Here is a 26,361-nt window from a genome sequence, read left to right as displayed (position 1 = left end):
GTGACATTAAGGTAACCTAAGATATACTATGATAAAAGAACCAAAACAAGATCATAAATCTTGTGCAAAATCAATAATGGCAGTGCATGATGCTATGTATGTGTTGAATGGAAAATGGAAAATTTCGATTATTGCTTCTTTGTGTTTTAACACTTTAAGATTTACCGATTTATTAAAAGAAGTAGAAGGAATTTCTGGAAAAGTCCTGAGCCGGGAATTAAAAAATCTTGAAGATAATCAATTGCTTACACGAACTGTTTTAAATACGCAGCCCATTACGGTAGAGTATAAGCTGACAGAATATGGACATACTTTGAAGGAAGTAATAGATTCTTTGGCAAAATGGGGAGCAAATCACAGAAAAGTGATTACTGGTAAATAAGTTTGATTTTTTAAGTTTAAAATTGAATCAGTTTGCGTGTGTACGAGCGGGACGCTCACGCCAGCGTTAGAAAGCATTAAAACTAAAAAAAGAAAATGAGTTTAAAACAGTCAAATAAAAATAGAATAGATTTTCAAAACATTCAGTTTGGTGATCTGGATTACGGTGGCTCACGTCAAGTATTATTTAATGGCAATCTATTCTCAGGATATGTTGTTTATGATAGACATAAAAATGGGAATGTAGAAATTGAGATTGAATATAAAAACGGAAGTCGTGCAGGTTGGGAAAACCGATATAATATAAATGGTCAGCTTGTCAATTCTTGCTTAACAGTTGGACAAACAATTCTGGAGGTATATAAATACGATGATAATGGGAATTTAATAGAGCATAGGAAAATTGTAGAAGATGTGTATTATCAGGAAATGGTAACAAGATTTCAATTGGATTAATGCTGGCTGTGGCTTTTGCAAAAGTGATGAAGATAAGTTCTTACATAATTTATTTTCATAAGATTGTTCTTCTCAATTTATTATTATATTTGGTTTAATAATTTGATATAAATGAAAAGACCAAAACTTGTCTATCTGCTTTTGTTTATTAGTTTTATTGTACTACTTTTTGTTGCTGTTGATGTAAGCAATGACATTCCGACTGCGCCTAAAAAAGCCGAACCAATAATACCCGAGCCTGGTATTGTTTTAACTTTTGATGATGATTATGTAGATACTTGGTACAATGCAGAAAAAGAACTTCGTCAATACAATTGGAAAGCGACTTTTTTTATCTGTAAGTACAAAGACTTTACAAAAGAGCAGAAAGATAAATTGCATTATCTGCAGGATATGGGACATGATATAGCCGGACATGGTTACAATCATGAAAACGCGGTAAAATATGCTGTAAAATATAGAATTGATAATTATATAAAGAATGAGATTTTGCCGCTTAAAGAAGAAATGGCAAAAGATGGATTTAAGCTCACTTCTTTTGCTTATCCTGACGGCGCAAGAACTGCAGCGCTTGATAAAAGGTTACTGAAGTATTTTGATATTATTAGAGGTACAACTTATGGAGAATTAATTCCTAGAAAGCAATATTGTTATTATGAAGGCAATCGCGTTATTTACGGCCTTGGTATTGACGATGACTACGAACAGTTTAACCTCGAATATTATAAAAGTCTGTTGGTTTACGCAAAAAAACATAATAAAATTGTCATTTTTTACGGTCACAAAACGGTAAACGATGCCGATGAAAGACTAGAAACTCCGATTGGATTATTGAAACAACTCTGCGCGTTTGCTGTAGAAAACAAACTTAAGTTTTATTCTGTTGATGATTTGAAGAATTTTAAATAATGCTTCTAAATTGATATAAATGAAAAAGGCATACAATTAAGTATGCCTTTTTAGCTTGGTCTAGATAATTGTAATTAACGAATTGCAAACCTTAATTTTAGTCCGTAAGAAACTAGTCTTACCTTATCAGTTGTATATGGAGAATCTAATACACTGTTGTAATTGAATTTTACAGGAAGTTCAGGATTGTATTGCACTACGTTTTTACTTCCGTCTTTATCATAGATATTATTCAATCCGTAGTCTAAATAAACTCCGATGTAAATGGCATTTTTAGTTCCAATTTGTTGTTTTACACCAGTTTCAACAGTAGCCGAATAAGAAACTTTTGTATCCAAATCTTGTTTACCAACTGTTACATTGTCTGTACTGGCAAAACCGGCAAATGCAGGAGAAAATAATTCGACATTGTATTGAGGAAAATAACCGCTTGTAGTAAGATTTTGCATTTTGGTTTCGAAATTACCGCTTACTGCAAATCCTATTTTAACGCCTCCTGCAAGATATAATTTTGTTGTACCCGGAGTTTCAAATTGAATCCCGATCGGAACATTTACATATCCTAATTTTTGCTCTTCTCTTAAATTTGTTGCTCTGTATCTAAACTGAAAATTTTCATCTTCGGCATCGGTTGTCATGTATGCTCCTGAGAATTGCTGGTATTTTAAATCAGAATTGTAAGTTTGGTATTCTACGCCAATTCCTAAACTTAAACCTTCGTTTAAATAATAAGAATATCTTAGACCGGCGTTAAATCCATTTCCGTTTACAACTTCTGCTGAACCGCCAGCTTTTATATAAGAAAATGGACCACCTACTGAAACTGAAAGCTCATAATTTTTATCCTGCGCGTACGTGCTCAAACATGATCCTAAAAGTATAGTAATCAATGTTATTGATGCTATATAGTTTATTGTATATTTTTTCATCTTAAATTATTTTATGCCAGTGCTGTACTAATAACAGCACTGGCAGATTTTATTTATTTTACAATTACTTTTAGTGATTTTTTGATATTGGCACTTTCAATAACAACTAAATACATGTTTCCATCTGATGTTTCTGGTAATTGTATTTCGGTTTTTACCGTTGATGATTGTACTGTTTTTATCAATTGACCTGAAACAGAATACAGACTTATCTGCATGTTTTTTAATTCTTCTTCAGGGAAATCAGCTTCTACAGTAACAACTTTTCCTGTCTCAATTGGGTTTGGATATAGTTTAGCCTGCAAAGTATTGTTTTGAACTGTGATTTTTGAAGCACAAGTCTGAAGTACTTTTCCATCTGTAGTTGTCAATACTACTTTGTAATCTGCAGTTGGATCTAATGCATCTCCAACGCCATTTCCAGCAGAATAATATTGACCTGTTCCTATTAATTGACCATTTTTAAACCATTGATAAGAAGCAAAACTATAACCGCCATTTGTCTGTGGATTATTGTTTACAAGCAATACATTGTTGAATTTTTGATGAACAATGTCATAGAATCCAAATGGTTTTTCTACCGTAATGTTGTACGTGTTTACAACCGATCCATCTTCTGAAGTTACTGTAACAATTTGTTTGTAAATTCCAGGTTTAGGAGAATTAATTGTAAAATTAGTAGAAGGAGTAATAGTCGCATTCATATCATTTACAATAGTAACATTTAGATTAGGTTCTCCGCATGCCATTACATAAGTAATATCTTTTGGAGGATTTAGATAAACCATAGTTCCTAGAGTAATTTTAGGAATCACAGCATTGTTGTTTTTGATTATCAATACTTGTGAAACATCTGCAGCAGGAAGATAGTTGCTATCTCCATCTTGATGAGCTGTAATTAAAACTTGTCCAGCTCTTAAAAGATTTACCACACCAGTATTAGAAACAGTCGCAGCAGGCAGGGCAGAAGTATAGGTGTAAGAATAACGTACTGCTAAAGCTGAATTTGATGTTGCGTCTAAATTAAAAGTGTTTGTACCTCCAATAGTTTTTACCGGAATAGCACCGAAAGTAATTACTTGTGGAGCTTTGTTGATGGTAAGTGTTGCTGTTAATACAATTGGTGAACAGTTTGGCATACTTGCAGCTGGTGATACTGTTGCTGTAATGGTATAAACTCCTGCATTGGTTGCACCATTTAAAGTGCTTGATGCTGGTGTTATAGCATATGCAACACTTGCGCCAACAGGAAGGTTTTGAACCTGAATGGTACGAAGACTTCCGTTATAAGTATATGCAGCATTAGTAAAAGTTACGGCTGCTAAAGGTGTAGCGATTACTTTAAGTGTTTGATTTTGAGTAGAAATATTTCCATGCCCATCATCATAACTCCAAGTAATTACATACGTTCCTTCTGAAGTATAATTTAAAGGAGAAGTTGTTGTACCTGTAATAGTTCCAGCACAATTATCTGTTGCAGTTGGAATAGCAATTTCTGCTGCTAAAATTGAACAGTAATTAGTGATATCTGGCAGGTTGGTTACATTAGGTACTGGTTTTGTTACATCAGGAATAGTGATGATACTGAAAGATTTAGTCAGTGTACATGCGTTAGCATCTGTAATTAATACCGTGTAATTTCCTGCTGCTAATCCAGTAGCTGTTGCAGCCGTTCCTCCAGATGGAGACCAAGCATAAGTGTAGGCACCAGTTCCACCAGATACAACTACAGTAGCCGATCCGTTAGTTTGTCCAATACAAACCACATCAATTTGTGATGTTGTTGCAGTAAGAGCTGCTGGTTGTGTAATTGTAAAAGTTTGTGTAGCTGTACATAAGTTAGCATCTGTTACTGTTACGGTATAAGTTCCAGCAGTTAATCCTGTTGCAGTTGCAGTAGTTCCACCAGATGGTGACCAAGAATAAGTGTAAGCACCAGTTCCTCCAGTTACATTTACAGTTGCAGATCCGTTTGAACCTGAATTACAAGATACATTAGTTTGAGTACCTGCCGTCGCAATTAATGCAGTTGGCTGTGTGATAGTAAAACTTTGTGTTGCTGTACATCCATTCGCATCAGTTACTGTTGCTGTGTAAGTTCCAGCGGTAAGTCCAGTTGCAGTTGCAGCCGTTCCTCCAGATGGAGCCCAAGAATACGTATAAGCAGCAGTTCCTCCTGTTACATTTACAGTTGCAGAACCGTTTGATCCTGAATTACAAGATACATTTGTTTTTGGACCTGCAGTTGCAATTAATGCAGCTGGCTGTGTAATAGTAAAAGTTTGTGTTGCTGTACATGCGTTAGCATCTGTTACCGTTACGGTATAAGTTCCTGCTGTAAGTCCAGTTGCAGTTGCAGCAGTTCCTCCAGATGGAGCCCAAGAATACGTATAAGCTGTAGTTCCTCCAGTAACATTTACTGTAGCAGAACCTGTAGCACCACCATTACAAAGTACATTGGTTTGTGCACCTGCCGTTGCTGTTAATGCAGCTGGTTGTGTAATTGTAAAACTTTGTGTTGCAGTACATAAATTAGCATCTGTTATCGTTACGGTGTAAGTCCCGGCTGCTAATCCTGTTGCAGTTGCAGCAGTTCCTCCAGAAGGAGCCCAAGCATAAGTATAAGCACCAGTTCCTCCAGTTACATTTACAGTTGCAGAACCATTTGTACCTGAGTTACAAGAAACGTTTGTTTGTGAAGCTGTTGCAACAATTGCAGCCGGTTCTGTAATAGTAAAGCTTTGTGTTGCTGTACATAAATTAGCATCTGTTACAGTTACTGTGTAAGTTCCAGCTGTAAGCCCTGTTGCAGTTGTAGCCGTTCCTCCAGAAGGAGTCCAAGAATAAGTATATGCTCCAGTTCCTCCAGTTGCATTTACTGTAGCAGAACCAGTTGCCGCAGAATTACATACAATATTGGTTTGTGATGCTGCTGATGCTGTTAAAGCTGTAGGCTCTGTTATAGTAAAATTTTTCACTGTAGAACACCCATTAGCAGATGTTATTATTACTGAATAATTTCCAGCAGTAAGACCTGTTGCAGTAGCAGCAGTTCCTCCAGAAGGTGACCATACATAAGTAAATGGCCCTGGAGCTCCTGATGGTACTACTGTAGCACTACCTGTATTTCCTCCATTACATAAAACATCTATTTTAGATTGAGTTGCAACTAATGTATTTGTAGTTCCGATAGTGAAATTTTTAGTTATTGAACATCCATTAGCATCTGTAATTACAACGCTATGATTTCCTGCTACTAAATCAGTAACAGCTGCTGTTGTATCACCAGTTGGAGTCCATAAATAAGTATAAGGTGCAGTTCCTCCAGATGGAGTTACACTAGCTTGACCTCCAACAGAACAAGTTGCATCTATTTGAGAAGTTGTTGCAGCAAGAACGGGAGGCTGTAAAATAGTAAAGCTTTGTGTTGCAGTACATCCGTTTGCATCTGTTACCGTTACTGTGTATGATCCGATACTAAGTCCAGTTGCAGTTACGGCAGTTCCTCCAGATGGTGCCCATGAATAGGTATATCCAGCAGTTCCTCCAGTAACATTCACTGTAGCCGAACCTGTAGCACCGCCATTACAAAGTACATTTGTTTTAGGACCTGCAGTTGCAATTAATGCAGCTGGTTCTGTAATCGTAAAACTTTGTGTAGCTGTACAAGCGTTAGCATCTGTTACAGTTACTGTATAAGTTCCGGCAGATAGTCCAGAAGCTGTTGCAGCAGTTCCACCTGTAGGAGCCCAAGAATAGGTGTATCCAGGAGTTCCTCCAATTACGCTTACAGTTGCACTTCCGTTTGAACCTGAGTTACAAGATACATTTGTTTGTGATGCAGCTGTTGCATTTAATACTGTAGGTTCTGTAATCGTAAAACTTTGTGTTGTAGTACAGGCGTTAGCATCTGTTACAGTTACAATATAAGTTCCTGCAGATAGTCCTGTTGCGGTTGCACCAGTTCCTCCAGAAGGAGCCCAAGAATACGTATATCCAGGAGTTCCTCCAGCTGCAATTACTGTTGCACTTCCGTTAGCGCCACCATTGCAAGATGTATTGGTTTGAGCACTTGCTGATGCTGTTAATACGCTAGGCTGTGTAATTGTAAAACTTTGTGTTGCTGTACATAAGTTAGCATCTGTGACAGTTACAGTGTAAGTTCCAGCTGCCAATCCAGTAGCTGATGCAGCAGTTCCTCCAGATGGAGCCCAAGAATAGGTATAGCTTCCAGTTCCTCCAGATGCAGTTACAGTAGCAGCTCCTGTAGTACCGCCATTGCAGGCAATATTAGTTTGTGATACAGGCGCAGCTACTAATGTGGCTGGCTGCGTAATAGTAAAGCTTTGTGTAGCTGAACAAGAGTTCGCATCTGTTACTGTTACTGTATAAGTTCCAGCGCTTAGTCCTGTTGCAGTTGCAGCAGTTCCTCCAGACGGAGACCAAGAATAGGTATAAGACCCAGTTCCTCCAGTTACACTTACTGTAGCAGAACCATTGGTACCACTATTGCATGATACATTTGTTTGTGCAGCGGCTGTTGCAGTTAATACAGTTGGTTCTGTAATTGTAAAACTTTGTGTAGCTGAACAAGAGTTCGCATCTGTTACCGTTACTGTGTAAGTTCCGGCAGATAGACCAGAAGCTGTTGCGGCAGTTCCTCCAGAAGGAGCCCAAGAATAGGTGTATCCAGGAGTTCCTCCAGTTACGCTTACAGTAGCTGTTCCGTTAGCACCGCTATTACAAGATACGTTAGTTTGTGTACCTGCAGTTGCAGTTAATATAGTTGGTTCTGTGATAGTAAAACTTTGTGTTGCCGTACATGAGTTAGCGTCTGTTACGGTTACAGTGTAAGTTCCGGCAGAAAGTCCTGTTGCAGTTGCACCAGTTCCTCCAGAAGGAGCCCAAGAATAGGTATATCCAGGAGTTCCTCCAGCTGCAATTACTGTTGCAGTTCCGTTAGCGCCACTATTACAAGATGTATTAGTTTGTGCTCCTGCTGAAGCAGTAAGTACTGAAGGTTCTGTGATAGTAAAACTTTGAGTAGCAGTACAAGAGTTAGCATCTGTTACAGTTACAGTATAAGTTCCGGCAGAAAGTCCTGTTGCAGTTGCAGCAGTTCCTCCAGATGGAGCCCAAGAATAAGTATAACTTCCTGTTCCTCCACTTGCACTTACAGTTGCAGCTCCTGTAGTAGCTCCATTGCAGGCAATATTAGTTTGTGCTACTGGTACAGCTATTAATGCTGCAGGTTCAGTAATTGTGAAACTTTGTGTTGCTGAACATGAATTGGCATCAGTTACTGTTACAGTATAAGTTCCTGCAGTAAGGCCTGTTGCAGTTGCAGCAGTTCCTCCAGAGGGAGCCCAAGAATAAGTATATCCAGGAGTTCCACCAGTTGCGCTTACAGTTGCAGAACCATTAGCACCGCCATTGCATGATGTATTAGTTTGAGCACTCGCGGATGCTGTTAGAGCAGTTGGCTCAGTAATAGTAAAGCTTTGAGTTGCTGTACAAGAATTAGCATCTGTTACCGTTACAGTGTAAGTTCCGGCAGAAAGTCCCGTTGCAGTTACAGCAGTTCCTCCAGATGGAGCCCAAGAATAAGTATATCCAGGAGTTCCCCCAGTTACGCTTACAGTAGCTGTTCCATTAGCGCCGCTATTACAAGACACATTAGTTTGTGCACCTGCTGTTGCAGTTAATACAGCTGGTTCAGTAATCGTAAAACTTTGTGTTGCTGTACATAAGTTAGCATCAGTTACTGTTACCGTGTAAGTTCCGGCAGAAAGTCCAGTTGCTGTATCAGCAGTTCCTCCAGATGGCGCCCAAGAATACGTATAAGCTCCAGTTCCTCCAGTTGCACTTACTGTAGCAGATCCGTTAGTACCACTATTACATGAAACATTTGTTTGTGAAGCTGCTGAAGCTGTTAAAGCTGCAGGTTCAGTAATAGTAAAGTTTTGCGTAGCTGTACAAGAATTAGCATCTGTTACAGTTACCGTGTAAGTTCCAGCACCAAGTCCTGTTGCAGAAGCAGCAGTTCCACCGGATGGTGACCAAGAATAAGTATATGTACCAGTTCCTCCACTTGCACTTACAGTAGCAGCTCCTGTAGTGCCTCCATTGCAGGCAATATTAGTTTGTGATACAGGTGCAGCTGTTAAAGCAGGAGGTTGTGTAATTGTAAAACTTTGTGTTGCCTGGCATAAGTTGGCATCTCTTACTGTTACAACATAAACTCCTACACTAAGTCCAGTAGCTGTTGCAGCAGTTCCCCCAGAAGGAGCCCAAGAATAGGTATAGGCACCAGTTCCACCTGCTGCAAGTACAGTTGCAGTACCATTATTGCCACCATTACAAGAAACATTGGTTTGTCCGTTAGCAGCAGCACTTACAGCAGTCGCTGGCTGCGTAATAGTAAAGCTTTGTGTAGCTGTACAAGAGTTAGCATCTGTTACAGTTACTGTGTAAGTACCCTGTGCCAATCCAGTAGCTGTTGCAGCAGTTCCTCCAGATGGTGCCCAAGAATAAGTATATCCGGTAGTTCCTCCGGTTGCAATTACTGTAGCTGTTCCGTTAGATCCTCCCAAACAAGATACATTAGTTTGTCCGCCAACTGATGCAACTAATACAGTTGGCTGCGTTATATTTACAGTTTGTGTTCCTGTACATGAATTAGCATCAGTTATAGTTACAGTATAGGTTCCAGCTCCAAGCCCTGTTGCAGCAGCAGCAGATCCTCCAGAAGGAGACCAAGAATAGGTATATGGACCAGTTCCTCCCGCAGGTGTTATAGTAGCAGAACCGTTAGTTCCTCCATTGCAAGACACATTAATTTGTGCTGATGTAGTTCCGGTAATTGTTGGTACTGTTAATGTCGCAGCACCACTTGTTGCGTTACCACCAGTTCCAGTAACCACACATTGGTACAAATAACCATTCATTGAAGCAGTTGTCGGTGATACTGTCAATGAAGCTGTAGTACCTCCAGAATAAGGTGCAGCATTAGGAACATTATTATAACCACTTCCTGTATTTACCTGCCATTGAAAACCTGTAGCATTAGAAGCAGCAACAGTAAATGTTGCAGAACCGCCAACACATCTTGTAAGACTTGTAGGGCTTGTATTAATAGTTGCCGGCACACCTGTAAAAGGAGCAGTAGAAGGCATTGTTAATGGTGTTGTAGAAAGTGTCCAGTTTGACTGATTTATAACTGCAGCTTTAATGGCCGCAGCATCCGCGAATGGTCCAGTACCATTAAATCTGGCTGAAGTAGCCAAAACGTTTCCTGATAATGTCCCGGTATAAAAAGCATTTGTACCTCCAGTAAGACCTACGGGAATACGAGAAGAATTTACACTCGCTACACAAGCTCCAGAATCCCATGTTGCAGATGTAGTACTTGCATTACAATAAAAATAATGAAGACCGGTAATAAAAGTTACACCACCGGCACTAATAGAACCAGACCCGCCCTGAAAAGCAATAATTTGATCTCCAACCGTAGAAAGAGACAATCCGTTTGCAGATGATCCTTCCGTTAAGGTAACAGTTCCGTTTGGTGTTAAAGACGATGTTGTAACATTGTAAACAGAAGCAGAGACCCCTTTTATTAATACTTCAGTTCCTATGCCGAGAGCACTTCCTGAAGTCCAGGTAACTGTTCCTTCTGTTCCTCCAGCGGCCTGCCAGCCGCTTCCGGTGTAGCCTCTGTCGCTAAAACTAATTACAGTGTTGGCAGAAATAGCTTTAAGCAATACAAACGAATATTCATCACCAACAGCCGGAGCAAAATTAGAATCATATCCTGTAAAAAGGATATCTCCAGCCACTAGAGTAGTTTGCGCATTCCCTAAATAACCCTGCAAAAATATCCCCAGAAATAAGGCGATATTTAGAAAATTTTTGATTTGTGAGTAAAAATGTTTCATAATAAAAATTAATTAAATTATAAGTTGGCAAATTGCTCGCCCTTTTGTAAACCATAAGCGAGCAATTTGTGCCCACTCATAAACCCTTCATCGGTATAAACAATATTTATACGAAGCTGAGTATCATTATAGCATTGTACAACCAATCCGATATCTTCATCTATTTTTAAGATTGTTCCCGGAATTTCTTTTATTTCAGAACTGTGATTTGTTTTTGAAGCTTCCAGAACGCGAATGTTCCAGCCTTTCCATTGGATATAAGCTCCTTTATTCCAAGGATTGCAAGCTCTGATTAAGGCTTCAATAGCATTTGCATCCTGATGCTGCCAGCTGATGCATACATCAGAAGCAGTTGGTTTTTTATAATAATTTGCAGTTGCTTCATCTTGAAGAACTGCTTTAGAATTGCTTTCCAGTAAAGTCAATAATTCAGGAATAATATGCTGACCCAAATAAGATAATTTAGTGCAGAGTATTCCGTGTGTTATTGTTGCATCCAGAGGTAAAAGACGTTTTAGTATTACGGCACCTTTGTCTATTTCTTTTTCAATAGCATGAACAGTAATTCCAGTTTCTTTTTGCTGCCGACGTACCGATTCAAAAACGGGATCACAGCCTCGCATTTCCGGTAAAAGGCCATAATGAAAATTATAAAACCGGTTAGGATACTTTTCAATCAATTTTTCAGACAATTTCCAAGGAAAAGTCATCGTGAAAACATATTTGATTGTATTATTTTCGAATAATTCTTCTAATTGAGAATTTAGTTTTCCTTTTTCAATTAGTATTAAATTAATTCCAGTCTGAGCTGCAAAAAGAGAGCAAAAAGAAAACACATCTTCATTGCCCGCCACCACTCCGATAGTATGCAATTTATGAATCCCATGAAGTGTTTGTATAGCCGGAAAAGCCATACGATTATTACATAAAACGACTATGTTTTTTGTATTGCTCATGATTCTAAACAGGCATAAGAGTTAAACCATGAATTATATGTTGGTTCCTGCTGTACGGCAAGAATATGTTCGTGTAAACGTTTACGTTCTTCGTTTAGATTTTCTACCTCAGTGACATTTTCTAAAATACAGTTTCCTGTTTCTTCATCTTTTGTAACTGTAGCATAATAAAGTGGCGCTTCAGAAAAACCTGTAGCAGCATTCATATATACTTTTCCTCGAGGAGAATTAACTGAAATATTGTCTAAAGATCCTTTTGTTGCAGCATCAACAAACAAAGCAGCTTCCCATCCTAAAAGAGAAAAAACATTGGCTTTCTTTTTTTTAATGTTCTGCATTACAGTAATAAACTCTTGGTTCTCTTCTATGGCTGAGGTTGATGACCACGGAATTGCACAACTCCAGTCATATCCCGGATAAGGTATTTTGCTCATCCAAAATTCTTCGGCAGTAAAACCGCTTCCGTATGTTTTTGTTGAAACGATGCTGTTTTCTTTTGCAGCACCTCTAAAAAAATCATCAGCCATATCACCACAAAAAGAAGTTAATAGAGATACTTCTTTATTTTGTTCCAGATATTCAGACAATGGTGTCAGACTAAAATCAGCACGTTGCAAAGGTGTAACGTAATTATAGCTGATTACGGCTCCTTTATCTTCGGCTGCTGTGGCAAAAGTATAAGGCGGTCGATATCCTGCGTCATAAAACGAACAGATAAAAGCAAAGTTATTTTGACCTTCTTGTATGGCTTTATTTACAATAGCACGCGAACATAGATTTCCTTCTAATGAAATAAAATAGACATTTGACAATTTTTCCTGAAAGTTTGGAAAATGATAACCACTGTCTAATACCAATAATAATTTACCGGCACTTTCAAAAAGAGGCTGAATAAATTCTGCCGTAAGAGGATTTATATACGCTGCAATGATATCAGTATCATTCAATAACAATTGTTCGCAGCAGATATAAATTTCTTCATTTTTACCAGCAACTCCAATATTAGAAGAAGTAATTTCATGTTCTCCGTCTATCCCTAAATTTTTCAAACAGGATTTAAAACCATCCATTATATCAAAAGACATACTGGGATAAATTACAGAGCGTGTTAAGAGTAAAGCTATTTTCATAAGCAGTTAAAAGATATTTTTAGCAAAACAAATACCCATTAAGAAACTCCTAATGGGTAAATGGTATTAATTTCGTGATGGGTAAATTCCCTGAAGACATATTATATAATTTAGCCCTAAATAAGGCTGCTGCACCGGTATTGGCAGATTGTTTCCTGCCGACTGATCGGTTAGTACAGGGGTAACAGGTTTTAAAGCAACATCTGCTGTCTGATCGGTATAAAGACCTGCTAAGGCAGCTAAAATATTACCTGCCGGAGACCCTTTATCTCCCGCATCTGAATAAGCAGAAATAGAATAATTTCCTGTTGCAGTATGCGTGTGAGGCGGTAAATTTTGATTTAATGCGGTAATATTATTTGACCCTGTTACCATGCCTAACACATATGGGGTAACACCATCTGCTGGTTGTCCTGTTCCCATAGGAGCACGTCCTCTAAAGTCTGGTAATGCAAAAGTTGTTATACCATTGCCACCATAGGTTGTGCCTAAAAGGCTGAATAGAGCTTGATTTGTACTTATTGCTAAAATCTGTCCTGCACAAATTGCCCAGTATTTTGGTGCAAAGTTTGGTGCAAACAAGCGGATTTCTGACATTGTTCCGTCCATGATTTGTTTTTTAATTAGTTTCTACTTGGAAAAATACCTTCTACACAGATAATATAATTTATTGCCATAGAAGGCTGTATTATGTCAAAAGGAACATTCCCACCTGTTGGAGCAACAGTTACTGATGCTGATTGAGTAGCTAAAAAGCCATCTGGTGTTTCTGATGAATATGCACCTGCTAAACCTGCCAGAACCCCGTTACTTGCTGATCCTGAAGTTACAGTGCCAGAATAAGCTGGTATAGCTAGTGGATTAGCTGTAGCAGGATGGACGTGTGCAGGCATTTGACCTACAGACATTGTTACTTGTTCTGTACCACCCATCTGTCCTAAAACTATATTAGAGAGTCCTGGTCCTTGTCCTGTACCAATTGGCACACGGCTTCTTGTATCCGGAAGATTAAACGTTTGCACGCCATCTCCTCCGTATGTAGTACCTATTAAAACATAAAGAGCTTCATAATTTGCGATACTCAATGAACTTCCATTACAAAACATCCAGCTTCTTGGTGGAAAATTTCCCGCAAAAATGCGGATTTCGCCAATAGTTCCTTCCATAATATTGATATGTTAAAAATTAATTTAATAGTTAGTTTTGGTTAATTGCGAGCAGGAAAAATTCCAGTCAGACAGATAATATAATTCATACCAAGTGTAGGCTGGCTAAGACTTAGAGGTGTTACATTTGTTCCCGATGGTCCAAGATTTCCGGTAAATATTGCTGGTTTCAAATTACTATCACCTGCTTCAGCTGTGTACATAGTTGCTTTCGCAGCCAAAGTGTTACCGGCTGGTGTATTTTTATCTCCTTCATCAGAATAAGCCGGCAATGTAACAGTACCAGCAGCTAAGTGAACATGAGATGGAATATTTGTAGAATTTAGTGTTACACTGTTTGTACCAACTGTTTCTCCCAAGATATAGAGAGACAAACCAGGACCTTGACCTTGACCTATAACGGTGCGGCCTCTTAGATCCGGCAGACCAAAAGTAACGCTTCCGTTACCTCCATAAGTGGTTCCTAAAATAGAAAATAGTGCTGTATTACTTCTTATTTGAAGTAGTGCACCATTGCAGTAGCTCCAGCTTCTGGGTGCAAAATTTGCAGCAATCAGTCGGATTTCTCCAATTGTTCCTTCCATAATTTTTGTATTTAAATATTAAACGGTTATTATTAAAAGTGAATGATCGGCGGATAAAAAATTATTCTTTAAAAAGATCGGTTTATAGCTTATTTTTGTAAGGCTAATTTAAATTATAATGCAGTTTTAAAATCAGGTATTTATACCTGATTTAATGCAAGTTAATTATTTAATTATTTTCCTACAATTCTGTAAAATAAGATAAAGGTGAATTTTGAAGTGTTGATTTTGCTAATTATACAAGCATTTATTGTTTTTTTAGCCGAGATAGGAATGCATAATTTTACGCGTGAAGCCCTTTATTTCTGTACTATTTTTATGATAGTATTATGAATTTGGTGCAAGAAAAAGATTTTGATTTTCCTTTAACAAATGCTTTTTAATTTCTAAAAAAGTAAGAATTTAAAAATTTAAACTTTAACTATATAACAAGATAAAACTTATAAATTTTTGATAAAATTTATATCAATTTGTTCTAAAAATGGGTAGGAATTAAAAATTTAGCAGCATAAGAAATTAAAAATCTGCTGAAATATGAGAAGTAAAAAAAATTTTAATTTGAAAATAAAAAAATGATAAAGGATCAGTTTAAAAATTAAGGGTTAATTTCTGAAGAAATGGATTTTTTCTCATTAGAAAATGTTTTTTCATTGGTTCTTGATGAGGTTGTTTTTGCAACATATTTTTTATTTGATGTTCTTGCACTCGGAATATTGTTTTTCTGATTTGAAATATTCATAATGATATATTTTAAATTATTACAGTAAAAGAGTTCTTCTAAAATTTATTATAGCTAAATTACTTTTAAAGAAGTGTTTACAGTTATAGAATTTTGAAACTTATTTGTTTAATTCGCAGTCACTTAAATAATTTAGCTTTTTAAAAGCCCTGCTAAAATTCCGTTAATTACAGCTTAAGCGAATATATTTTCACTTATATTTGTATATGAAGCCATTAGATCCTATTAAACAAGAACGAATAATTGAGGCTGTCTTTGCTATTGCCGGAACTCAAGGCATAGCGGGAATAAACATCGCACTTATAAGCAAAGAGGCAGGGATAGGAGTTGGCAGTATCTACACTTATTTCAAAAACAAAGAAGAATTAATACAAGCTGCGTTTTTTAGTGTAGAAGACAAAATTACCAAAGAAATGTACGCTGGGTTTGATATTGCAATTCCTGTAAAAATATCTTTTAAACGTATCTTTATGAATACTTTAAAGTACAGACTCAGACATTATAATCAAACTGTTTTTATAGATCAATATATACAATCGAATTATATACAACTCAATTTTGACAAACAAATTAAAGAGTTTGAACGCAAAAACAGCGCATTGTATGAATTAATTAATAAAGGACAAAAAGAAGGCGTTTTAGTGAAAATACTTCCTTTTACAATGATCTGTTATATAATTGGTTCCATTCGATCAGCTTCAAATGGTATGGCGCAAAAATATATTCCTCTAAAAAAACAAGTAATCGAAGAATGCTTTAATATGATGTGGAAAGGAATAAGTAATTAATTTTTCACCTTATAAATGAATATTTATTCGGTTAAAATAAGAAACAAGATTTATAACATTCAATATAATTGACAATATTTTAGTTATGGAACAAAAACAAGAAGTAGTAACCTGTAAAATTGCAGCTCTTTTAAAAAAGTACGGCATACGCACAATGACTATAGATGAGATTAGCAAAAAAGTAGGCATATCAAAAGCAAAACTGCATTCATTTTTCGGCAATAAAGAACAGATTTTGAGCGAATCTTTAGATTTTATAAACAACCAACTAAAAACAAAACTAGCTCCAGTTCAGTCAAATTCTGATTCTTCAGTTGAGAAGCTTCATAAAATTTATCAAATTACCTTCGATCATCTTTCAGAATTTCACAGCATGTTTTTTTATGATTTAAGAAAGAACACTTTATTAAAAAGCAAAATTCAAGAATACAATTTAACTTTTAAAACTACCATAGTTTACCCTTTACTAGAAGAAGCAAAAAAAGAAAATTATCTCGTTCCCAACACAGACATAAATGAAGCTGCTGATTGCTACATGAAGTTTATTTATTATTTTTTAATAAAATACAAAAGCGATCCCGTAATCGCCAACAACTATATAAACTCATTTTTTAATAAATACGTTGTAAGGTAGTTATAAGTTATGAATTATAAGTTATGAGTTTGCATAGTCCATCCGTTAGCGCGAGCGTCCCGCTCGTGCCCGTAAAGTTCGTCTCGTCCTAAAATAAGTTTACAAAAATACTTTGTGTGCACGAGCGGGACGCTCGCGCTAGCGGGGTAAAAATAATTCATAATTCATAATTCATAATTCATAACTCATAACTATTTGCCGCTTTTCAAATTCAAAGAACCACTTTTTAAACCTTCAGAAGTAACATTAAGTACAATTTTACCGTCCTGATTTTTCTTTGAACGAATAATTACTAAACACAATCCATTAAAACTTTTACGCTGCAAAGAAGCAAACGAAGTTAAATCAGTAGGATCGCCGTTATCCGTTGCGATAATCTCGGCTGCACCTTCAATCGAAAATTGAAACATTTTGTTGGCATTCGGAATAACAAGTCCGTTTTTGTCGGTTATTTTAACAGTAACAAACGACAAATCATTTCCATCCGCTTTTATTTCAGAACGATCTGCGGTAAGAACAATTTTATCTGGCTCGGCTGTCGTTTTTACGCTGTCTTCTGCCCATTTTTTGCCGTTTTTATAAGCTACAACTTTAACTTCTCCAGACGTATATTTTACATCATCCCAACGAAGGCGATATTCATATTTCTGCATTTTTTTTCTACCGAGAGATTTGCCGTTTAGAAACAACTCTGCTTCATCGCCAGAAGTAAAAACATGTATTGGCGTTATTTCTCCAACACGCTCAGACCAGTTCCAGTGCGGTAAAATATGCGCCATTGGTAAATCCGGTCTCCATTGCGATTGATACAAATAAAAGCGGTCTTTTTTAAATCCAGCCAAATCAATTACGCCAAAATAAGAACTTCTTGACGAATAATAGGGCGTAGGCTCTCCCAGATAATCCCAGCCACTCCAGACAAAACCGCCGGCAACGTACGGGTGTTTTTCCATAGAAGCGAAAACCTTATCCGCAGAAGCGCCAAAATCAACCGAATACAACTCATAAGAACTCACATGATGCGTTTTTGAATTCCCACCCTGACCTTCTTTTATAGGCGAACTATTTCCTTGATAAACCGGAAATAAATATTCTCCTCTGCTGCTTACCGCCGCCGCATTTTCGCTGCTGATAATCATTTTATTAGGGAATTTTTCGTGAAAAGACGGAAACAACGGAGAAGTTGTAATTCCCTTTAAGCCCGCATAAGCTTCGCCATCGCGTATTCCTTCGCCTTGATAATTAAGACTTATTAAATCAACAACATCAGGAAGCGGCATATTTGGTTTTGCATAATTCATAGACAACGTTGTTGGACGCGTTGTATCTTCTTCTTTTATAATTGCCTGTAGTCTTTTGGCAACTTCTGCACCTTTTACATCGGTATATTGTTCGCCGACTTCATTTCCAAAACTCCAAACAATAACCGATGGATGATTACGGTCACGACGTATAAGTGCCCGCAAATCCTGTTCGCTCCATTCCGGGAAAATCAAATGCATATCCAGTGGCGTTTTTTTCAATTCCCATTGATCAAAAATTTCATCAATAACAAGAAAACCCATTTTATCGGTCAATTCTAATAATTCTGGTGCAGGCGGATTATGCGACATTCTAACCGAATTACAACCTAATTCCTGCAGCATTTCAAGCTGACGTTCTGCTGCTCTTACATTGAATGCTGCTCCTAAAGCGCCTAAATCGTGATGCTGATTTACGCCTTTCAGCGAAATATGTTTTCCGTTTACAAAAAGTCCTTTGTTGGCATCAAACTGAATATCTCTAATTCCAAAAACAGTTTCATAAGAATCTATTATTTTATCTTTTAGTATTATTTTAGTAATTGCCACGTATCGATTTGGAACAAATTCTGGTACTGGCCCCCATAATTTAGGATTAACAATTGTGGCTTCACCTGAAATAAGGGTGTTTGATTTTGAATTTAAAGTAGTTGTCTGATTTATTACAGAAACGGCTTTATTGCTTTTTATTCCTTTTTCGTTTAAGAAGAAAATTTCTGTCGAAATTGCTGCTTTTTCATCTTTATCAGAATTGTTGGCAATTTTTACTTTTAGATCTATCAAAGCACTTACTTCGCTTGCATTTTTGGTGGTAACTGTTGTTCCCCAATGTGCTACATAAATAGGATTTGTTTTCGTTAACCATACATTTCGATAAATACCGGCTCCGGGATACCATCGCGAAGAACTTATCGGATTGTCTAAACGAATAGCAATTTGATTGTCTTTTCCGAAATTAAGATACGGAGTTATGTCTAACTGCCACGAAGTGTAACCGTTTGGCCAGCCACCAACAAGTCTGCCATTTACCCAAACCATTGCATAAGACATGGCACCGTCGATATCGAGAAAAATAGATTTTCCGGAATCTGACTGCGGAATGTTGATTTTCTTTCTATACCAAGCTACGCCCTGAATAGGTAATCTGCCCATTCCACCGCCAATAATGGCATTTTCTTCGGCATAAAATGGACCTTTAATTGCCCAGTCGTGAGGTAAAGTAATATTTTCCCAGCGAGAATCATCAAAATTATCCTGAACAAATGGAAAGTCTGAACCCGGATTTCCGTCTGGACGTTTGTGTTTTTTGGCTGGATCGTTTATAAAAGCATTTCCAGAAGGCAGAATCCACGGTTTTAGTGTTGGCTGTGAACTTTCTACTTTTACAGCTTCGGTTGGTTTTGCATCCGCGGCTTTTCCGTCGATGTTTTCTTTGACTTCCGGTCGAACATCATAAATCAAATTATCGGGACTTTCGCCTTGAGCGTATTTGTAAAATTTCCATCCGTCATTAATAGAAATACGTTCGCGATTCGATTCTTTTTTGGATGAAATAGACTGCGCAAAAATGGAAGTTGTTTGTAATAAAATTAGAAAAACCGAGAGCTTTAATAGTGTCTTTTTTTGATTTTTGAAACCGTAATGTAAATGATGATTCACCATAATTAGAAGTTTATTATTTAATGGTTGCATTAATTTTTAACACATAGAGACATAGTTTTTTGAAACTTAAAAAAGGCATTTCACTTTGTATACAAACATCCCGTCCCGAAATTTCGGGATCGGGACTATGTGTGAGAAACGGGTTTCTTTTAATTTACTTTTTCTATAAAAATAAAATCGATGTCTCTATGTGTTGAATAATTTCAGCAGCAGTTTATTCGATTTGGATAATCTGCGTTAGTATATTGTTCTTGATTGGATTTTTTTCGTCGGGCTGGCAACCGCCAATGGCAAGTTTGACTTTTCCGTTAAATTCTTTTAAATCGCCTTCTGCGGTAACATACGATAAGTCTTCTGGCGAAAGGGTAAAAGTGATTGTTTTACTTTCTCCCGATTTTAGATGAATTCGCTCAAATCCTTTTAGCGTTTTTAAAGGCGCTTTTATTCCTAAATCCTGATTTAGGATGTACAATTGCGCTACTTCTTCGCCTTCAGTTTTACCAGAATTAGTTATTCTTACGGAAACAGAAACTTCTTCGCCCTTTTTTATTTTTACAGGAACTTTTAACTGATCGTATTTAAAAGTAGTATAACTCAATCCGTAACCGAAGCCATACAGCGGTTTCCCCGTAAAATAGCGATACGTCTTATTGTCCATTCTATAATCAACAAAAGAAGACAAATCAGCATCACTTTTATAGAAAGTTACAGGAAGTCTTCCTGCCGGATTATAATCGCCAAAAAGTACATCAGCAACAGCCGTTCCGGCCGATTGTCCGCCATACCAAGCGTTTAAGATTGCGGGAATGTTTTCTGCTTCCCACGGAATAGCAATTGCGCTTCCCGTCATCATTACAAAAACGACTGATTTTCCAGAAGATTTTAATGATTTTAAAAGCGCTGTCTGAACTTCGGGAATTAGGATAGAAGTACGGTCGCCACCTTTGAATCCCGGAAAATTAACCGGCATTTCTTCGCCTTCTAATTGTGGAGAAATACCGCCAACATAAATAAAAGCATCGGCATCTTTGTTGCGTTCTATTAATTTTTTGAAATCCGTTTTTTCAAAATTTCCGGTATTCAAAGCTACGTTTGCTTTTCCTTCGCCTTGCCAATATTCCAAAACCAAATTATAAACCGTATTTTTTTTGGTAATTAATTTAAACGTTTTTTCTCCCCAGCGGTTCTTTTTCCAGGCATTTATGACTTCTTTTCCATCGATTAAAAAACGGTAGCCATCATCAGCGCTAAGCTCAAAAGTAATCGAGCCGTCTTGTTCAGCTGTAAAATTTGTGGTGTAACGTGCAGAAAAATGATTGGCTTTGATGTTGTTGACTACAACTTCGCCTTCCTGCCAAAAATGATTGATTTCAGCTTCTGTTCTTACTGCTTCTGGTGTTCCAGACAAATCTGTATTCTTATAATATTCGGCTTTAAAACCTTGTTTTCCTTCGTAAGAATATTGGTTTTTAAGATTCTGATACACCAATAAAGTATCGTTGGTAAAGTTGATTGCTTTTTCGTAAACAACCTCTGTATTTGCGCCCAATTTGTCTTTAATTCCTTGTAAAACAGTAGATAATTTACTCGGAGTTCCGTTGTAATTTCCTAAAATAGAAATCGCATTATCGGCATTTGGACCAAGTACTACGATTTTTTTTAGGTTTTTATTTAAAGGCAGGATATTTTTTTCATTTCGAAGTAAAATGATCGATTGTCTTGCCATTTTTAAGGCGTGTTCCTGATGTTCGCTGCTTTCTAAAACAGAAGCCGGAGTCTGCGCATATTTTACCATAGAAACGGGATCAAACATTCCGAGTCTAAATCGAATCATAAAAAGACGTTTTACAGAAATATCAATTTGTTTCTCGCTGATTTTTCCATCTTTAACGGCTTGTACCAAAGCTTTGTAAGCATCTGTACCACAGTCAATATCGGTTCCGTGAAAAACCGCATCTGCCGAAGCACTTTCGGCATCAGGATGCGTTTTATGATTTTTAAAGAAATCATCAATAGCCCAGCAGTCAGAAGTTACATAACCGTCAAATTTCCATTGGTTTCTCAAAATATCCGTCATCAAAATGTCGCTGGCACAGCACGGCTGCGTTCTAAACGCATTGTACGCGCACATTACGCCGGCAACTTTAGATTGTGTAATTAATTTTCTAAATGCGGGAAGATAAGTATCCCAAAGTTCGTACGGCGTAACATCAACATCAAAAGTATGACGCAGCGATTCTGGCCCGCTGTGTACGGCATAATGTTTGGCACAAGCTGCCGCTTTTAGGTATTTAGGATCATCGCCTTGTAAACCTTTTACAAAAGAATCTCCCAAAGTTGCGGTAAGAAAAGGATCTTCGCCGTAAGTTTCCTGTCCGCGTCCCCAGCGAGGATCACGAAAAATATTAATATTTGGTGTCCAATAAGTTAGTCCTAAATAACGTTCGTTTGTTCGGTTAGATTCGACCGCTTTATTATAAATGGCTCTTCCTTCGAGTGCCGAATAATCTGCCATTTTAAAAAGAGAATTTTTATCAAAAGTGGCCGCCATTGCAATTGCCTGGGGAAAAACAGTGGTTTTAAAAGGTGTTCTTGCCACGCCGTGCAAAGTTTCATTCCACCAATCGTAAGCCGGAATTTCGAGTCTTGGTATCGCCGGAGCAGCGTTAAGCATTTGGGCTACTTTTTCTTCCAATGTCAATTGACTTACCAAATCGTTTACGCGTTCTTCAAAACTTAGGTTGGTATCCTGATAGGTAAACTTTGGTGTTTTATTTTGTGCAGAACACCAAATGGAAATTAATAATAGAATTGAATGGGCTATATTTTTTCTTTTCATATAGTGAATTTTTATTTTTTCAGCGGACTATATCTAAACGAAGTGTTTTTGGTTAAAATTAAATTGCAACCGATTGTGTAAAGAAAAGAAAAATTATTTGATTTTATAAAAATTGGTTCAAAAAAATAGTTTTGCTGTAATTTATAAGTTAATTGTTTGCGATTTAATTAGCGATGAAAGTCTAATTCTATACAATTTTTGAAACAGATAAAAAAAAAGTTTTATTAATTGAAAATAAGATGTTTAATTATTTTAAATGTATAGTTTTTACTTCTGCTTTGTCAAAGTTTTTAAACTTTGACAAAGCTACTTAACTTCAAAATTATATTGGTAATTTCTTATAAACATAAGAAAAAATCAGGTTTTAGAAGCAACCGATTGTTTTTCTGCTCCAGATTATCAATTTTCTATTTTCCCGTTTGTCTGTTTATTCTAAAGTACAAATGGGGTAGTTGCAACGTGCTGTATTCCTGATATTTTGGGTTTAGATTCTATTTTAAGATTTAAATTCTTCCAAAAAAAATAAAATCGAATAATCGTCTTTTTACTATTTTCTTCTTTTTATGATTTATTTATGTTTTTGAAAGAAAAAGTTTAAAATTGATAAAGTTTACTCTTTAAATAAATCTACTAATGTTAAATGTTTAATTTTTTAAGTTTATAAATATAAAATATGTTTTTATAAGTTGTTATTTTTTTAGTATTCGTAAAAAAAATAAACACAACCGATTGCGTTCGATTGTTTTTTTTCTATATTTGTTTCAACTAAACTATTACTTGCTTAATATTTCGTTCTTCTCTGGACTTAAATATTAACTAAACCCAAAACCAAATTTTAATTATTTAAATCAATTTTTATGACTAACTTTTTTGTTACAAGTCAATCAAAGTATCTAAAATGCTTTGGTTTTTTGATCTTAATGTTGCTGCTTTCTCTCCAGACGAATGCGCAGACAACAGTCACAGGAACGGTATCAGATGCAAATGGTCCGATTCCGGGTGCGAACGTAAATTTAAAAGGAACAAAAACGGGCGTAAGTACCAGTTTTGATGGTAATTATTCTATTAATGTACCTTCAAACGGTGTACTTATTTTTAGCTTTTTAGGTTTAAAAAATAAAGAGGTTGCTGTAAACGGACAAACTCGTCTTAATGTAACGATGGAAGAGGATTCTAACAACTTAAAAGAGGTTGTTGTAATTGGTTACGGCGCACAACGTAAAGAAGCGGTTACAGGTTCTGTGGCTTCTATCAGCGGAAGTGTTTTAAGAGAAGTTCCTTCTGCCAACGTTACACAGGCATTACAAGGGCGTGTTGCGGGAGTTCAAATGTCGCAGACTTCATCAAAACCGGGAGCTACAATGCAAATTCGTATTCGTGGTACGCGCTCGCTTACTGCAGGAAATGATCCGCTTATTGTATTAGACGGAATACCTTTTTCGGGGACTTTGGCAGACATTAGCCCAGACGATATCAAAAGTATAGATATCTTAAAAGATGCTTCGGCAACGGCTATTTATGGGTCTCGTGGTGCAAACGGTGTTATTTTGGTTTCGAGCAATAAAGGAACAAAAGGACAGAAAGCGCAGATTTCGTATAATGCCTATACAGGATACAAAACAGCGGTAAAATACCCAATGATGGATGGCCCTAAATATGTTGCTTTCCGTAAGTTAGCAGGTAAAAACTTGGTAAACGGTCTTGACGAAGCTGATGATGTAAATACAGACTGGCAGGATTTATTTTACCGTACAGGAATTGTTACCAGCCATGATATAGGTATTTCTGGCGGAAGCGAAAAAGGAAATTACAATTTTGGTGCGAATTATTATAAAGACGAAGCTGTAATTCCGGGTTCAGAATACACACGTTATTCTATTCGTGCAGCTTTAGATCAGGAATTAGGTCAGTTTAAAATTGGTTTTTCATCCAACAATAACTTTAATATTACAGATGGTGCAGGTTTAGGGATGTACGGTGTTTTGAGTATGTCGCCAATTGCAAATCCTTATAATCCAGACGGAACTTTAAAAAGAACCGTGAGAATGCCGCAAGACGAAAACTGGGTTTATACCAGAGAAAGTATGGACAATCTTGGGGATAAATGGGCAGACAGAAGCAAGTCTTATGGTTCTTACAACTCGGCTTATGCAGAATTGAAGATTCCGGCTGTTGATGGTTTAAAAGCGCGTGTGAATGTTGGGGGAAATTTCCGTTCAACCAATACTGGAACTTACACAGGAATTGGTGTTTTTAATTCAAATGTAAACAATCCAAATGTGGCTTCAATCGGAAATTCGCTTACTACAAGCTGGACAATCGAAAGTCTTTTAATGTACGATCATACGTTTGCTCAAAAACATAAAGTAAGTGCTTTGGCAATGTATTCTGCAGAGGAAACTTCTTTTAACAGCTCTAATATTTCGAGAAGAAATATTGCTGGAGACAGTTTTCAATACTTTAATTTAGGACAAACTTCTACAGGTGATAACAATGATATTACAATTAATAATGCCAATCAAGGTTATACAAAAAGCGGTTTAATGTCTTATATGGCACGTGTTATGTATTCGTATGCAGACCGTTACATGATTAGCGCTACGTATCGTACAGACGCTTCTTCAAGATTAGCACCTTCAAATCAATGGCACAGTTATCCTGCGATTTCTGCTGGTTGGAACATCAGCAAAGAATCTTTTATGCAAGATGTAAGCTGGATTGATGCTTTAAAACTTCGCGGCGGTTACGGACAAACTTCTAATCAATCTGTTGCGCCTTATGCTACATTGGGTATTTTGAGCACAAGACCGTATAATTTTGGTTCTACAAATGCTACAGGATATTATGTTTCTACACTTCCTAATCCAAATTTAGGATGGGAATATTCTATTACATCCAACTACGGATTGGATTTTTCTATTCTTAAAAGCCGTCTTTCCGGTACTTTTGAATATTATACTACAGATACAAAAGATTTATTATTGAGTGTAAACCTTCCGGTAACTTCTGGGGTTAGCAGTTATGTTGGAAACGTTGGTTCTACGCAAAATAAAGGTTGGGAAGCTTCTTTAAACGGTGTGATCTTAAACAATTACAACGGCTGGACTTGGGAAGCTGGTGTAAACATTTACAGCAATAAAAATAAATTGGTTTCTCTTGCTTCTGGAACTACAGAGGACAAAAATAACTGGTGGTTTGTGGGTAAACCGCTTAACGTAATTTATGATTATAAAAAAGTTGGAATCTACCAGACTGATGCTGAAGCAAAACAATATGAAGGGCCAGCCGGAGCAGCGGGTATGATTAAGGTTGAATATACCGGAACTCGTAATCCTGACGGATCGCCAACTAGATTAATTGGTGCTGATGACAGACAGGTTCTTAATGCTGATCCTGATTTTCAGGGTGGTTTTAATACTCGCGTCGCTTACAAAGGTTTTGATTTGAGTATTGTTGGGCTTGTACAAAGCGGTGGTCTTTTGAATAGTACGCTTTATGGATCTAACGGATATTTGAATATTAATGACGGACGTAGAGGACAAATTGATGTTGATTACTGGACTCCAACGAATACAGGTGCTGAATATCCTTTACCGGGCGGGCCAACAGAAAGTAATAACCCAAAATATGGTTCTACTTTAGGTTATTTTGATGGTTCTTATGTGAAATTAAAAACCATTACACTTGGATTTAATTTGAATAAAGACTGGATAAAAAGCGCTGGTATGGAAAGACTTAGACTTTATTGCACAGTTCAGAATCCGTGGGTAATTTATTCTCCTTACCACAAACAATCGGGAATGGATCCTGAAACCAATTCGTACGCAAACGATGGTGCAAATATGGCAGTTGCTTATTCTGGAAACTTAAGTCGTTTATTGACTGTGGGTTACAATACACCAGAATCTCGTAATTTGATCTTAGGTCTTAATATAACATTCTAAAAATCA

The 26,361-nt window shown here is 36.9% G+C and carries 16 protein-coding genes; 6 read left to right on the top strand and 10 right to left on the bottom strand.

The features are described 5' to 3' along the window. The first annotated feature begins 28 nt into the window (after positions 1-28). The 3 genes from EV144_RS02280 (at position 29) to EV144_RS02270 (ending at position 1,746) form a co-directional block, all read left to right on the top strand. Complete coding sequence (locus EV144_RS02280; protein WP_243854599.1) at positions 29-382, top strand: winged helix-turn-helix transcriptional regulator; 354 nt, start codon at positions 29-31, stop codon at positions 380-382. Between the two features lie 95 nt (positions 383-477). Beyond that, positions 478-837, top strand: coding sequence for a hypothetical protein (locus EV144_RS02275; RefSeq protein WP_134145772.1), 360 nt, complete (start codon positions 478-480; stop codon positions 835-837). A 111-nt stretch (positions 838-948) separates the two neighbouring features. Next, positions 949-1,746 carry a polysaccharide deacetylase family protein gene (locus EV144_RS02270; protein WP_134145771.1) on the top strand — a complete coding sequence of 266 codons (798 nt, stop codon included), beginning with the start codon at positions 949-951 and terminating at the stop codon, positions 1,744-1,746. 74 nt (positions 1,747-1,820) lie between these two features. Here the strand turns inward: EV144_RS02270 and EV144_RS02265 are convergent, their stop codons facing one another. From EV144_RS02265 to EV144_RS24065, 8 genes are all read right to left on the bottom strand, one after another. Then, a complete protein-coding gene (locus EV144_RS02265; protein WP_134145769.1) occupies positions 1,821-2,675 on the bottom strand; it encodes an outer membrane beta-barrel protein in 855 nt (284 codons plus the stop codon). Between the two features lie 53 nt (positions 2,676-2,728). Beyond that, positions 2,729-10,612, bottom strand: a complete 7,884-nt coding sequence (locus tag EV144_RS02260) for a T9SS type A sorting domain-containing protein (protein WP_134145767.1) — start codon at positions 10,610-10,612, stop codon at positions 2,729-2,731. Positions 10,613-10,629: 17 nt separating this feature from the next. Beyond that, positions 10,630-11,568, bottom strand: a complete 939-nt coding sequence (locus EV144_RS02255) for a formyltransferase family protein (RefSeq protein ID WP_134145765.1) — start codon at positions 11,566-11,568, stop codon at positions 10,630-10,632. After that, the gene (locus EV144_RS02250; RefSeq protein WP_134145763.1) at positions 11,565-12,698 is read right to left on the bottom strand and encodes a hypothetical protein; all 1,134 of its coding nucleotides are present in this window, start codon (positions 12,696-12,698) and stop codon (positions 11,565-11,567) included. The genes EV144_RS02255 and EV144_RS02250 overlap by 4 nt, the downstream gene beginning before the upstream one ends. Before the next feature lie 66 nt (positions 12,699-12,764). Then, a complete protein-coding gene (locus EV144_RS02245; protein WP_134145761.1) occupies positions 12,765-13,307 on the bottom strand; it encodes a phage tail protein in 543 nt (180 codons plus the stop codon). Positions 13,308-13,321: 14 nt separating this feature from the next. Continuing rightward, positions 13,322-13,864 carry a phage tail protein gene (locus EV144_RS02240; protein WP_134145759.1) on the bottom strand — a complete coding sequence of 181 codons (543 nt, stop codon included), beginning with the start codon at positions 13,862-13,864 and terminating at the stop codon, positions 13,322-13,324. 41 nt (positions 13,865-13,905) lie between these two features. After that, complete coding sequence (locus EV144_RS02235) at positions 13,906-14,448, bottom strand: phage tail protein (protein ID WP_208326831.1); 543 nt, start codon at positions 14,446-14,448, stop codon at positions 13,906-13,908. A 595-nt stretch (positions 14,449-15,043) separates the two neighbouring features. Further along, a complete protein-coding gene (locus EV144_RS24065; RefSeq protein WP_166670528.1) occupies positions 15,044-15,187 on the bottom strand; it encodes a hypothetical protein in 144 nt (47 codons plus the stop codon). A 206-nt stretch (positions 15,188-15,393) separates the two neighbouring features. On the opposite strand from EV144_RS24065, the gene EV144_RS02230 reads away from it, so the two are divergent. Together EV144_RS02230 and EV144_RS02225 are read left to right on the top strand one after the other, a co-directional pair. Continuing rightward, positions 15,394-15,975 (top strand): TetR/AcrR family transcriptional regulator, encoded by a 582-nt coding sequence (locus EV144_RS02230; RefSeq protein WP_134145755.1) that lies wholly within the window; start codon positions 15,394-15,396, stop codon positions 15,973-15,975. 85 nt (positions 15,976-16,060) lie between these two features. Then, the gene (locus EV144_RS02225) at positions 16,061-16,609 is read left to right on the top strand and encodes a TetR/AcrR family transcriptional regulator (RefSeq protein WP_134145753.1); all 549 of its coding nucleotides are present in this window, start codon (positions 16,061-16,063) and stop codon (positions 16,607-16,609) included. Positions 16,610-16,800: 191 nt separating this feature from the next. Here EV144_RS02225 and galB read toward each other — a convergent pair whose 3' ends face one another. Both galB and EV144_RS02215 read right to left on the bottom strand, forming a co-directional pair. Further along, entirely contained in the window at positions 16,801-19,602 is a 2,802-nt protein-coding gene (gene galB, locus EV144_RS02220) for a beta-galactosidase GalB (RefSeq protein ID WP_243854598.1), read from the bottom strand. Between the two features lie 184 nt (positions 19,603-19,786). Then, positions 19,787-22,411 carry a glycoside hydrolase family 3 protein gene (locus tag EV144_RS02215; RefSeq protein ID WP_134145751.1) on the bottom strand — a complete coding sequence of 875 codons (2,625 nt, stop codon included), beginning with the start codon at positions 22,409-22,411 and terminating at the stop codon, positions 19,787-19,789. Between the two features lie 857 nt (positions 22,412-23,268). Here EV144_RS02215 and EV144_RS02210 point away from each other — a divergent pair. Beyond that, positions 23,269-26,355 (top strand): SusC/RagA family TonB-linked outer membrane protein, encoded by a 3,087-nt coding sequence (locus tag EV144_RS02210; protein ID WP_134145749.1) that lies wholly within the window; start codon positions 23,269-23,271, stop codon positions 26,353-26,355. The last annotated feature ends 6 nt before the right edge of the window (positions 26,356-26,361 follow it).

The organism is Flavobacterium sp. 270 (genome assembly GCF_004368785.1).
Taxonomy (GTDB): Bacteria; Bacteroidota; Bacteroidia; order Flavobacteriales; family Flavobacteriaceae; genus Flavobacterium.
Note: the sequence above shows the minus strand (reverse complement) of the source record. Positions and strands in the feature narration are given on the sequence as shown.